This is a genomic window from Pseudomonas sp. R19M, from assembly GCF_050312585.1.
Taxonomy (GTDB): domain Bacteria; phylum Pseudomonadota; class Gammaproteobacteria; order Pseudomonadales; family Pseudomonadaceae; genus Aquipseudomonas; species Aquipseudomonas palleroniana.
Genome location: NZ_JBNPJV010000032.1, coordinates 1 through 11,985 on the forward strand (window position 1 = coordinate 1; position 11,985 = coordinate 11,985).

The 11,985-nt window shown below is 59.6% G+C and carries 12 protein-coding genes, 2 tRNA genes and 1 pseudogene; 3 read left to right on the forward strand and 12 right to left on the reverse strand.

Annotated elements, in window-relative coordinates; genetic code table 11:
* The 5 genes from ACQRBT_RS05245 to rluD all read right to left on the reverse strand — a co-directional run bounded on the left by ACQRBT_RS05245 (position 1) and on the right by rluD (position 4,845).
* Positions 1 to 77: transfer RNA gene (locus ACQRBT_RS05245), tRNA-Pro, on the reverse strand.
* Positions 78 to 86: 9 nt separating this feature from the next.
* Positions 87 to 162: transfer RNA gene (locus ACQRBT_RS05250), tRNA-Asn, on the reverse strand.
* A 303-nt stretch (positions 163 to 465) separates the two neighbouring features.
* Positions 466 to 3,030, reverse strand: a complete 2,565-nt coding sequence (gene clpB / locus ACQRBT_RS05255) for an ATP-dependent chaperone ClpB (protein WP_060754863.1) — start codon at positions 3,028 to 3,030, stop codon at positions 466 to 468.
* A gap of 130 nt (positions 3,031 to 3,160) precedes the next feature.
* Positions 3,161 to 3,886 (reverse strand): peptidoglycan editing factor PgeF, encoded by a 726-nt coding sequence (gene pgeF / locus ACQRBT_RS05260; protein ID WP_412046995.1) that lies wholly within the window; start codon positions 3,884 to 3,886, stop codon positions 3,161 to 3,163.
* The gene (gene rluD / locus ACQRBT_RS05265) at positions 3,883 to 4,845 is read right to left on the reverse strand and encodes a 23S rRNA pseudouridine(1911/1915/1917) synthase RluD (protein WP_090366858.1); all 963 of its coding nucleotides are present in this window, start codon (positions 4,843 to 4,845) and stop codon (positions 3,883 to 3,885) included. The genes pgeF and rluD overlap by 4 nt, the downstream gene beginning before the upstream one ends.
* 149 nt (positions 4,846 to 4,994) lie before the next feature.
* Between rluD and ACQRBT_RS05270 the strand changes: the two genes are divergently transcribed.
* Together ACQRBT_RS05270 and ACQRBT_RS05275 are read left to right on the forward strand one after the other, a co-directional pair.
* Positions 4,995 to 6,020, forward strand: coding sequence for an outer membrane protein assembly factor BamD (locus ACQRBT_RS05270; protein ID WP_090366860.1), 1,026 nt, complete (start codon positions 4,995 to 4,997; stop codon positions 6,018 to 6,020).
* A gap of 126 nt (positions 6,021 to 6,146) precedes the next feature.
* A complete protein-coding gene (locus ACQRBT_RS05275) occupies positions 6,147 to 6,380 on the forward strand; it encodes a PP0621 family protein (RefSeq protein WP_060754859.1) in 234 nt (77 codons plus the stop codon).
* Here ACQRBT_RS05275 and thiO read toward each other — a convergent pair.
* The 5 genes from thiO to pilV form a co-directional block, all read right to left on the reverse strand.
* Positions 6,367 to 7,476 carry a glycine oxidase ThiO gene (thiO, locus tag ACQRBT_RS05280; protein WP_412046994.1) on the reverse strand — a complete coding sequence of 370 codons (1,110 nt, stop codon included), beginning with the start codon at positions 7,474 to 7,476 and terminating at the stop codon, positions 6,367 to 6,369. The two genes, ACQRBT_RS05275 and thiO, sit on opposite strands and share 14 nt — an antisense overlap.
* A gap of 62 nt (positions 7,477 to 7,538) precedes the next feature.
* On the reverse strand, positions 7,539 to 7,940 hold the full coding sequence (locus ACQRBT_RS05285) for a type IV pilin protein (protein WP_412046993.1): 402 nt from the start codon (positions 7,938 to 7,940) through the stop codon (positions 7,539 to 7,541).
* Positions 7,941 to 7,952: 12 nt separating this feature from the next.
* Positions 7,953 to 8,483, reverse strand: a complete 531-nt coding sequence (locus ACQRBT_RS05290) for a pilus assembly PilX family protein (protein ID WP_412047024.1) — start codon at positions 8,481 to 8,483, stop codon at positions 7,953 to 7,955.
* 7 nt (positions 8,484 to 8,490) lie between these two features.
* Positions 8,491 to 9,198 (reverse strand): PilW family protein, encoded by a 708-nt coding sequence (locus tag ACQRBT_RS05295; RefSeq protein WP_412046992.1) that lies wholly within the window; start codon positions 9,196 to 9,198, stop codon positions 8,491 to 8,493.
* Complete coding sequence (pilV, locus tag ACQRBT_RS05300) at positions 9,195 to 9,680, reverse strand: type IV pilus modification protein PilV (RefSeq protein ID WP_411985245.1); 486 nt, start codon at positions 9,678 to 9,680, stop codon at positions 9,195 to 9,197. Before pilV ends, ACQRBT_RS05295 begins: the two co-directional genes overlap by 4 nt.
* A gap of 203 nt (positions 9,681 to 9,883) precedes the next feature.
* Between pilV and ACQRBT_RS05305 the strand changes: the two are divergent.
* A pseudogene (locus ACQRBT_RS05305) lies at positions 9,884 to 10,463 on the forward strand (GspH/FimT family pseudopilin).
* On the opposite strand, the gene ispH reads toward ACQRBT_RS05305, so the two are convergent.
* Positions 10,417 to 11,364 carry a 4-hydroxy-3-methylbut-2-enyl diphosphate reductase gene (gene ispH / locus ACQRBT_RS05310; protein ID WP_060754852.1) on the reverse strand — a complete coding sequence of 316 codons (948 nt, stop codon included), beginning with the start codon at positions 11,362 to 11,364 and terminating at the stop codon, positions 10,417 to 10,419. The pseudogene ACQRBT_RS05305 and the gene ispH sit on opposite strands and share 47 nt — an antisense overlap.
* Positions 11,365 to 11,542: 178 nt before the next feature.
* The gene (fkpB, locus tag ACQRBT_RS05315) at positions 11,543 to 11,980 is read right to left on the reverse strand and encodes an FKBP-type peptidyl-prolyl cis-trans isomerase (RefSeq protein WP_412047023.1); all 438 of its coding nucleotides are present in this window, start codon (positions 11,978 to 11,980) and stop codon (positions 11,543 to 11,545) included.
* Positions 11,981 to 11,985 lie beyond the last annotated feature (5 nt).

Consider the following 11,985-nt stretch of genomic DNA (forward strand, 5'->3'; position numbering starts at 1 on the left):
TGGTCGGGGTAGGGGGATTCGAACTCCCGACATCCTGCTCCCAAAGCAGGCGCGCTACCGGACTGCGCTATACCCCGATTTTGAAATGGCTCCGTGACCAGGACTCGAACCTGGGACCCAATGATTAACAGTCATTTGCTCTACCGACTGAGCTATCACGGAACTGCGTATTTCAAATTTACAACTTTTACTGCGATGTAACCTTCTCTTCGATCTGTCCGTATCGCTACGTTCATGTCTCTGAGGCGCGCTATTCTACAATCTTAAAAACCCCTGTCAACCCTTTAAATTGCTTTTAAGACAATGATTTGCGCTTCTTTCTGATTTCTTCTTGGGGAGAAGAAACCCTTGGGCTGACGTTGTTGCGGGGCGCACTTTACAAGCCTTTGCCTTACAGTTCAACGCCCTATCGAAAAAAAAGGCTCCGCAATGCGGAGCCTTCTCTTATTAACGTACTCGCCAAGCTTAATGGAAGACGATTTCGTCGTTCTCCACCGTGGCCTCGACGCTGGTCCCCGGCATAAAGCGGCCCGACAGGATCAACTGAGCCAGCGGGTTTTCGATCCAGCGCTGAATCGCACGCTTCAACGGCCGTGCGCCATACACCGGGTCGTAACCCACCGCGATCAGTTTGTCCAAGGCCTCGCCGCTCAGATTCAGGCCCAGCTCGCGCTCGGCCAGGCGACCCCGCAGGCGACCCAACTGGATCTCGGTGATGCCCGCGATCTGATCCCGCGCCAGAGGCTCGAAGATCACCACCTCGTCTACCCGGTTGATAAATTCCGGACGGAAGTGGCTGGTCAACGCATCCATGACCGCAGCACGCTGCGCCTCACGATCACCCACCAACTCCTGGATCTGTGCCGAGCCCAGGTTGGAGGTCATCACGACCACCGTATTGCGGAAGTCCACGGTACGTCCGTGGCTGTCCGTCAGGCGGCCGTCTTCCAGCACTTGCAGCAGGATGTTGAACACATCCGGGTGCGCCTTCTCGACCTCATCCAGCAGGATCACCGAGTAAGGCTTGCGCCGCACGGCCTCGGTCAGGTAACCGCCCTCCTCATAGCCCACGTAGCCTGGTGGGGCGCCGATCAAGCGAGCCACCGAGTGTTTCTCCATGAATTCGGACATATCGATCCGGACCATGGCTTCTTCCGTATCAAAGAGGAACTCGGCCAACGCCTTGCACAACTCCGTCTTACCCACGCCAGTCGGACCGAGGAACATGAATGAGCCGCTCGGACGGTTCGGGTCGGACAACCCTGCCCGGGACCGCCGTACGGCGTTGGCCACCGCGACCACCGCTTCTTCCTGGCCGATGACGCGCTGATGCAACAGACTTTCCATTTTCAGCAGCTTGTCACGTTCGCCTTCCAGCATCTTCGACACGGGAATGCCGGTCCACTTGGAGACCACTTCGGCGATTTCTTCCTCGGTCACCTTGCTGCGCAACAGCTGGTTCTCGCTGTGGCCGTGCTGGTCAACCATCTGCAGGCTGCGCTCCAGGTCCGGGATCACCCCGTACTGCAATTCGGCCATGCGGTTCAGGTCACCTTTGCGACGCGCAGCTTCCAACTCCTGCCGCGATTGCTCGATCTTTTGCTGGATCTGGGCAGAACCCTGTACTTCGGCTTTTTCCGAGGTCCAGATTTCTTCAAGGTCCGAATACTCACGTTCCAGGCGGACGATTTCTTCCTGGAGTTTTTCCAGGCGTTTCTTCGCCGCGTCATCCTCTTCCTTCTTCAGGGCCTGGGACTCAACTTTCAGTTGAATCAGGCGCCGATCCAGACGGTCGAGCACTTCCGGCTTGGAGTCGATCTCCATACGGATGCGGCTGGCGGCCTCGTCGATCAAGTCGATGGCCTTGTCCGGCAACTGACGATCGGTGATGTAGCGATGGCTCAATTTGGCCGCCGCAATGATTGCACCGTCAGTGATCGCCACCTTATGGTGGACCTCATAGCGCTCTTTCAGGCCACGCAGGATCGCGATGGTGTCCTCTTCGCTCGGTTCTTCCACCAGCACTTTCTGGAAGCGACGCTCGAGGGCCGCGTCCTTTTCAATGTACTGGCGGTACTCGTTGAGAGTGGTCGCGCCAACGCAGTGCAACTCACCCCGGGCCAAAGCCGGCTTGAGCATGTTGCCGGCGTCCATCGAGCCTTCGCCTTTACCGGCGCCGACCATGGTGTGCAGCTCATCGATAAATAGAATGATCTGCCCTTCCTGCTTCGACAGTTCGGTGAGCAGGGCTTTCAGACGCTCTTCGAACTCGCCTCGGAACTTGGCGCCGGCGATCAACGCGCCCATATCCAGGGACAACAGACGCTTGCCCTTCAGGCCGTCCGGCACTTCACCGTTAATGATGCGTTGGGCCAGGCCCTCGGCGATCGCGGTTTTACCCACACCGGGTTCACCGATCAGCACCGGGTTGTTCTTGGTGCGACGCTGCAGGACCTGGATGGTGCGACGAATCTCATCGTCACGACCGATCACCGGGTCAAGCTTGCCTTCCTCGGCACGCTTGGTCAGGTCGACGGTGTATTTGTCCAGGGCCTGGCGCGACTCCTCGTGGTTGGGGTCGTTCACCGCGTCGCCGCCACGCAGGTTGTTGATGGCATTTTCCAGGGCTTTCTTGCTCACGCCCTGGCCGAGCAACAACTTGCCGAGCTTGCTGTTCTCATCCATGGCCGCGAGCAGCACCAACTCGCTGGAGATGAACTGGTCACCTTTCTGTTGAGCCAGACGGTCAGCCTGGTTAAGCAGGCGCGCCAGGTCCTGCGACATATTGACGTCGCCGGTGGGATTCTGGATTTTCGGCAGTTGGTCGAGCTCTTTGCTCAACTCCTTGCGCAGGCTGTTGACGTCAAAACCGACCTGCATCAGCAAGGGTTTGATAGAACCACCTTGCTGCTCCAGGAGCGCCTGCATCAAGTGCGCAGGCTCAATGGCCGGGTGGTCAAGGCCCACCGCCAACGATTGGGAATCAGATAAAGCCAACTGCAATTTGCTGGTTAAACGATCAATACGCATTAGTCACCTTCCTTTTGAGCAGGCCGGAGCTATAAACACATCCTGAATGAAGAAACCTGCCAGATACCCAGTAGATGGGGTGAATTCTGGAAGATTCAAGCTACGAACAGTTGACGTAAGTCAGGAGAGTCTAGCGCTCAAGCCAGATAAGGGAGGCAAATCGACCGGTGCGTGGGCTGCGGCGATAGGAGAAGAAGCGTGGGTCGGTCACCGTGCAGAAACCGCCACCATAGACAGCGGTAACGCCCTGTAGGGCCAGGCGCAGGCGCGCCAGCTCATAGATGTCGGCCATGTACTTGCCAGGATTGCGGCTGGGTACAAAAGCCTGGGCGGTCATCGGCAGCTGCTGCATGAAGGCTTCACGCACTTCCGGGCCGACCTCGAAAGCTTGCGGACCAATGGCAGGGCCGAGCCAGACCAGGACGTCGGCAGGCTCGGTATCCAGGCTTTCGAACGCCGCCTCCAACACCCCTGCCGCCAACCCGTGCCAACCGGCATGGGCAGCCGCGACGCGAGTGCCTGCACGGTTGCAGAACAACGCCGGCAGGCAGTCAGCAGTCATTGAGGTGCAGGCAATGCCTGGAGTACTGGTCCAACTGCCATCAGCTTCGGCAACGCGGCCGGGATCGGCCTCGACCACGCTCACGCCGTGGACCTGGCGCAGCCAGGCCGGCTGAATCTTGAAGGTCTCGGAGAGACGACGACGGTTTTCAAGGACGGCCTCCAGGCTGTCCTCGACATGATCGCCCAGGTTGAAGCTGTCGAACGGCGCCAGGCTGACGCCGCCCGCACGGGTGGTGACGCAGGCTTTCACCTGAGCCGGCGCGGGCCAGTCAGGAATCAGCCAGTCACTCATCCGATAAACGCCTCGCGATCCTGCTTGAGCAGCGACAACAACCACACCAGGTCGTCTGGCAGAGGCGATTCCCAACTCATGCGCTTACCGCTCGTCGGATGATCCAGCTCCAGGAAGCGGGCATGCAGCGCCTGGCGCGGGAAGTTTTTCAACGATTCAACCATGGTTGCACTGGCCGCCGGCGGAATGCGGAAGCGGCCACCGTAGGCAGGATCTCCGACCAACGGGAAGTTGATGTGCGCCATATGCACGCGAATCTGGTGAGTACGACCGGTTTCCAGCTTGACCCGCACGTGTGTGTGGGAGCGAAAACGCTCCAGTACGCGGTAATGGCTCACGGCCTGCTTGCCGCCTTCCATCACCGCCATACGCTGGCGCTGCTGGCCGTGGCGACCGATTGGGGCGTTGATCTTGCCACCCGCCACCACGACGCCGATCACGATGCACTCGTAGATCCGGCTGACGCTGCGGCTCTGCAACTGGGTGACCAACTGCGTCTGCGCCTGAATGGTCTTGGCCACCACCATCAAGCCGGTGGTGTCCTTGTCCAGACGGTGCACGATGCCGCAGCGCGGGACATTGATGATGTCCGGGACGTGATGCAACAGGGCGTTGAGCAAAGTGCCATCAGCGTGCCCGGCAGCCGGGTGAACCACCAGCCCTGCGGGTTTGTTGATGACCAGGATGTCGTCGTCTTCATAGACGATGTCCAGCTCGATGTCCTGGGCAACCCATTCTCCCTGGGCTTCCTGCTCGGCAGTCAGCTCAAGAATCGCACCGCCATGAACTATGTCTCGCGGGCGGATAACCGCTCCATCCACAGTCAGGCGGCCGTCTTTGATCCAGGCGGAAAGGCGCGAGCGCGAGTGCTCAGCGAATAATTGTGCGGCGACTTGATCGAGGCGTTGGCCACCCATTTCGGACGGCACCTCTGCGCGAAGTTCAATTTTATCGGACATGCTCAGACTAGGCGTGGCACAGCCTTTGGTTTCGGCTGCGCGCTTGTGGTTAAATACGGCGTCTTTTGCCCCGAGGCTTTCAACGGGGCGCTCATCATAACAGGACGGCCCCGCCCAAGACAGCGGCCGTCATAGGGACGCAAGCCGCCATGCAAGTGAAACACCTGCTGCTGATCGCCATCCTCGCCATGACTGCTGCTTGCTCGTCAACAAAGGACGTCGTCGACGAAAACCTGAGCGAAGTCGAGCTTTACCAGCAAGCTCAGAAAGACTTGGACAATAATAGCTACACCAGCGCCACAGCGAAGCTGAAGGCCCTGGAGTCGCGTTACCCGTTCGGGCGCTACGCCGACCAGGCCCAGCTCGAACTGATCTACGCCAACTACAAGAACTCCGAGCCGGAAGCCGCGAAGTCCGCCGCAGAGCGTTTTATCCGCTTGCACCCGCAGCACCCGAACGTGGATTACGCCTACTACATGAAGGGCCTGACCTCGTTCGACCAGGACGTCGGCCTGCTGGCGCGTTTCCTGCCGCTGGACATGACCAAGCGTGACCCGGGCGCTGCCCGCGACTCCTACAACGAGTTCGCCCAGCTGACCAGCCGCTACCCCAACAGCCGCTATGCCCCGGATGCCAAGCAACGCATGATCTACCTGCGTAACCTGCTGGCGTCCTACGAGATCCACGTAGCCCACTACTACCTGACCCGTCAGGCGTACGTGGCCGCTGCCAACCGTGGCCGCTATGTGGTGGAAAACTTCCAGGAAACCCCATCCGTGGGTGACGGTCTGGCGGTAATGACCGAGGCTTACCAGCGCCTGCACCTGGACGCCCTGGCGAGCACCAGCCTGGAAACCCTGAAGCTCAACTACCCGGATCACCCGAGCCTGAAAGACGGCCAGTTCGTGCCTCAGGTTGCCGAAGCGGATAACCGTTCATGGCTGAGCAAGTACACCTTGGGCCTGATCGAATCCCGTCCACCGCTGCCGCCGGGCGAAACCCGCGCCAACCAGGACGTGATCAAGCAGTTCCAGGACGCGAAAGACGCCATTCCTTCCGACCTCAAGCCTCATGACGAAAACGGCGATGTGATCGAAGAGCAGGCACCACAAGCCGCTGGCAGCAAGGAAGATCGTTCGTGGTTCAGCTACATGACCTTCGGTATTTTCGACTGATCGGTCCAGGCAATCAGAGAAAGGGAGCCCTATGGGCTCCCTTTTTTGTGGGTGAGCATTATTGCGCTGTGCGCCTGCTGCGTCCTTGGCTAAACTGGCGCATTCCTTGTCGAGAAGCTGCTTACCATGGTTCGTCTACTGTTCTGGATTGCCGTCATTGCTGCCGCAGTATGGTTCTGGCGCAAATTCAAAAGCCCGGCCGCCAAACAGCAACGGTCCAGTGAGCCCGATGCCACGCCGATGGTGCGTTGCGCGCACTGTGGCGTACACCTGCCGCAGGATCGCGCACTGAGCGTACGCCAAGAGTGGTACTGCACCCAGGCGCACCTGGAACAAGGTCCGAAGCCTAGCCAGCGCTGAGACGACCAGCCGGCGCATAAGGTGCCGGCTCGATGATCGGCGCACGGCCCAGCAGCAAGTCAGTGAACAACTGACAGGACGCGGGTGCGAGCACCAGGCCATTGCGGTAATGCCCACAATTGAGCCACAGCCCGTTGAAGCCGGGCACTTCGCCAATGTACGGCACACCTTCCGGCGAGCCAGGCCGCAAGCCCGCCCAATGCCCCACCACCTCAGCGCCAGCCAAGGCAGGAATCAATTCCACTGCCGAAGCCTTGAGGCTTTCCAGCGCGGTTTCGGTCGGTGTCTTGTCGAACCCCTCATGCTCCAACGTGCTGCCAATCAATATGTGGCCGTCACGGCGTGGGATCGCATAACGTCCTTTTGCCAGGACCATGCTCGACAAAAAGTCCGAGGCGCATTTGTACAAGATCATTTGGCCTTTGACCGGCTCAACAGGCAGCGCCAGACCCAACGTGCCCAGCAGCTCCCCACTCCAGGCTCCCGCCGCAAGCACGATCTGATCGCCGAGCACCCGGCCAGCCGTCGTTTCGACGCCCACTACGGTATCGCCCTCCAGGACAAAACCGGCCACTTCACACTGCTCGTGAATCGTCACACCCGGCAATGCCTGCAACGCCGCCTTCAAGGATTTGACCAGGCGAGGGTTGCGAACATTGGCCACATCAGCCATGTAAATGGCCTGGGAATAGCCGCGCCCCAGCACCGGCACGGCATCGTGCGCGGCCGACACATCCACCTTGCTCAGCGGCCGTCCCTCGCGAGCAGCCCAGGCCAAAGCCTCGGCTTCATCGTCCAGATCAAGCCAGTACAAGCCCGTGGTATGCACCTCTGGATCAACCCCGGTGGCGGCAAACAACCGCTGCGCCAGCTGTGGGTAAAAGTCCTGGGACCAATGGGCCAAAGCGGTCACTGCCGGGCTGTAGCGCCATGGGTACAACGGTGAAACGATCCCGCCCCCGGCCCACGAAGACTCTTGCCCAAGCCCCGCACGCTCCAGCAGTACCACCGACTGCCCCTGGGTGGCCAGGTTGAACGCCGTCAACAACCCGATTACTCCGCCGCCGACAATCACCACTCGCTGTTGCTCTGCCATCATTTGATCCAGCCGATATATAGGGGTTGGCGCACACAGCGCCCATTCATCCAGCACTCTCATCACTGCCCCCAGCACGTCTTGCGCGACATTTCCGGCCTGGCTCCCGGGTTGCTTCGCACGCCGGTACTGCTCAAGCTGAATTCACCGCATGCGTCGTCCGCCATGACTGAATAGACGGAGGGCGTGGCAAGCAGGGCAAAATCCTGGGCACTCAATACAGCGCTGATTCTATAGTGATCATTACCCGCACTGACGTCCCCTGCATCAATAAAAGTGCCGTTCCTGGCGTAAAAGCGTTCCAGGTACTGGGCCTGCTCGGTCAACAGTACGGCAATCTGACTGCGATAGACCTTTTTCACATGCCCGGTATATCCGGGATAAGCGACCGTGGCCAACACCGCAATGATTGCCATGGCAATCAGTAACTCGATCAGGGTAAATCCCTGGCTATCCGTGCTCATCCGTTTGCTCCTTTACTGAAGTTGCCGCCACAGGATTCGTTGAAACCGCGCCCGCCCTCCCTCGTCCACCTGGGCATACACGCTCTCCAGGACCGTGCGCGATTGGCCCCCTAGCCCGATGGCCGTCACTCGAAACAGCCGCGCCGCGGTTTGCGCCGGCAAATGCGCCAGCCCCAAGCCCTCGCCTATGGATTGAATGCCATAGAACCCCGCGTCGAAGGCAACCCAGGTAACCGCCGAGACCGGATTCGTCCCGGCCCCCATCAACGTAAACGCCTCCTCAGGTGGCGAGCATGTGATGATCGAGTGACATTCGGGCAGCCCACCGCCAACGCGCTTTACCGCCAGCTCCCCCAACCTGAGGCCGCTTTCGGCGCTTTGAAAAGATTGGTTGCGATGCCACAAGCTGCCCGCGACTTTTTGCTGGGATATCGCACCTTGCATCGATGACAAACCAACCAGTGACAACAGCAGCAGGAATACCAGGCTGATCCACAACACCATCCCTGCCTGACGCCAATGAATACCGCCACTTATCTTCATCACGGCCCTACCCCTGGCGATTTCGCAGCGCAGCCACAACGCTGTAGGTCTGGTCCCTGACACGCCCTGTCGGGTCTTGCAATGTCATGAGGATGCGCACACTGCGTATCAACGACTCGTCGGCAGGGTTGCTGTCGTAACGCACCACGCTTGTTGATGCGGGCTTGGCCGCCATGCCAAAACTGATGTCGAACGCCCGCACGTTATCCACAAGCACCGCTTTGGCCGGCGCCGCCGGGGTGCTGACTTTCAGTTGGCCGGATTCAAAGGTGTAGGTGAGCTGGCGCAGCGCAAAGCGGATCTGCCCAGGCGCCGGCGCGGGTGATGCTCCAGCATATGCCCGGGCAACCGTCTTGCAGTCGGATACCACCGTCCAATCAGGCTTGCCTCCCCCACTACCGACATCCGCAGTGACCAGGGTCAGCGACGTCGCATTCCCCGAGGTACTCCACCCCAACGGTCGCTCCAGGGCGTCGGGGGCTTCGTCGATAAATGCGCTGGCCAGACAACCAAACATGCCCGCCTGGCGAATATCCTGCGTCAGCTTGCCCAGTACAAATCGTGCATCGTCTTGCAGGACCATTGCCGCCAATTGACTGGCATGCGTCATCCGTGTGCTGATGACCACCTGGCTTGCGCCCTGCACCAACACGAGCCCAACGGCCAACGCCACCAGCATTTCCACTAGGCTGAATCCGCGCACAAGACGGCTCATTGCAACGCGCCTTGTTCATCGACCATGCGACTGGTGAGAACGAACGTCTCCCTTGCTTCCGGGCCGCCTGCGCCCCTGCCCGCCTGCCAACTGATGGTGATAGTGACCTCAGGCCCGCTGGTCGATACCGCTCCTTTGGCATCTGCGCCGGCAAAACCCAGGATATTGGCCTCGAAATCATGCAGGTCCAGATCACGCACGCTGGCGGTCGGGACATTGGCCATCGAAGGTCCAGCTCGCGACCACGAATAATCGATCCCGGGATTGGAGCGAATTCGATCAAGCATGTCGTAGGCAATGAAACTGGCCTGGCTGGTCATCCTGGCGCTCTCGGTGTACTTGAGCGCATTGAGCTGGAGGGCCGAAGCGCCCAACAAACCGACAGCCAGAATCAACACCGCCACCAACACCTCGATCAGGGTCATGCCGGTTTGGCGCCACTGGACGGCGCGAAGAAAAAACCTGTGTGTACGGATTAGCATCACCGTCGTCATCCATGTCGAGGGGCGGAAAACAGGCAAAACCTGTTGTGCGACCCAAGACTAGCGCCGGTTTTTAATCGGTGTCGCTTGCGGAACAAAGGGAAATACTTTGGACATAAAGGCCATCATCCAACCCTGGCATCCGCTGGCTATACCTGTCTCTACCCGCTGGATTACCAGCTGCGTCCACGGAGGGACGGCATATGACAGAACGAGGCTTCACCCTGATCGAGTTGCTATTGGGCCTGATGCTGAGCGGCCTGCTGGCGCATTTGGCGGTGCCCAGCTTCAAAGGATTGCTCGACGCACACCAGCAACACAGCGCAGCCGAATCACTGGCGCAGGGCCTGCGCTTCGCCCGCAGCGCAGCGCTCACACGCAATCGCGCGGTGATTGTTCATGCATTGGAGGACGATTGGAGCCTGGGCTGGCGAGTCATCGAGGATGTCAGCGGGCGCGGTCATATGGACGAAGACAACCCGATACTGTTGGAGCGACAGGACAGCGGGCGTGCAACGCTGGTCGGCAATGGGCCGGTCAAGAGCCAAGTGCGCTTCAGCGGATTGGGCGAGCCGGTATTTACGGGGGGAGGCTTCCGTGCCGGCACCGTGCACATATGCGACACGGGCCAGGCACAAAGCCTGCATCAGGTGGTGCTGGCCCCCAGCGGTCGCATCAGCCTGCGCAGTGATAAAACCGAGCAGGCGTTATGCCGGGACTGATCCAGCACCAGGGCTCAGAGCAACGAGCGAACCCGCAGTTCCTTGGGCATGGAGAACGTGATGTTCTCTTCACGGCCGGCCAACTCATCGGCGCCGGTCGCGCCCCAAGCCTGCAACTGTTGGATCACGCCCCGCACCAGCACTTCCGGAGCCGAGGCTCCCGCCGTGATACCGATACGCTCAACGCCATCGAACCAGCTGCGCTGCATGTCTTCAGCACCGTCGATCAGGTAGGCCGGTGTGGCCATGCGTTCAGCCAGCTCGCGCAGACGATTGGAGTTGGAGCTGTTCGGGCTGCCGACCACCAAAACCACGTCGCATTCGTTGGCCAATTGCTTGACCGCATCCTGACGGTTTTGCGTGGCGTAGCAGATGTCATCCTTGCGCGGACCGCCAATGGCAGGGAAACGCGCGCGCAAAGCGTCGATAACGCGGCTGGTGTCGTCCATGGACAAGGTAGTCTGGGTCACGAAAGCCAACCGATCAGGATTGTGTACCTGCAAATCGGCGACGTCCTTTTCATCTTCCACCAGGTAGATGGCACCGCCGTTGCTGGCGTCATACTGGCCCATGGTGCCTTCAACTTCCGGGTGGCCGGCATGACCGATCAGGATGCATTCACGCCCGTCGCGACTGTAGCGTGCGACTTCGATATGCACCTTGGTGACCAATGGGCAGGTGGCATCGAATACTTTCAGGCCACGGCCGGCAGCTTCGGTACGCACGGCCTGGGAAACGCCATGCGCGCTGAAAATGACGATAACGTCGTCCGGCACCTGGTCGAGCTCTTCAACAAAGATGGCACCGCGTGCGCGCAGGTCTTCGACCACGAACTTGTTGTGGACAACTTCATGGCGCACATAAATCGGCGGCCCGAAGACTTCCAGGGCGCGATTGACGATTTCGATCGCCCGGTCCACGCCGGCGCAGAAGCCACGGGGGTTGGCGAGTTTGATTTGCATGCTGTGCCTCGTGTCTTGCAGCCACTTGGGTTCAAGCTAGACGCTAACCCACCTGACAATAGAGATCAAAGGTGGGAGCGGGCTTGCTCGCGAAAGCAGTGGGCCAGATAACACATGTGTTACTGATAGACCGCTTTCGCGAGCAAGCCCGCTCCCACATTTTTAACCGCGTCGTTGATCAGATCGCTTTAACGTCGATGATTTCAACATCAAAGGTCAAGGTTTTACCGGCCAACGGGTGATTGAAATCGATGGTCACTTGCGAGTCATCGAAGGTTTTCACCACACCCGGCAGTTCGGTATTCGCCGCATCGTTGAAGATCACCAGCAAACCTTCCGACAGGTCCATGTCCTGGAACTGCGAACGCGGGATGACCTGCACGTTTTGCGGGTTGGGCTGGCCAAAGGCATTTTCCGGCAGGATCTGCAGGTTGCGCTTGTCGCCAGCCTTGAAACCGAACAGCGCGGCTTCGAAACCCGGCAGCAGGTTGCCATCACCGACTTTGAAAGTCGCGGGGGCCTTGTCGAACGTGCTGTCGACCGTGTCGCCATTTTCCAGGCGCAGTGCGAAATGCAAAGTGACTTCCGTGTTCTGGCCGATACGTTGTTCAGCCAATACCT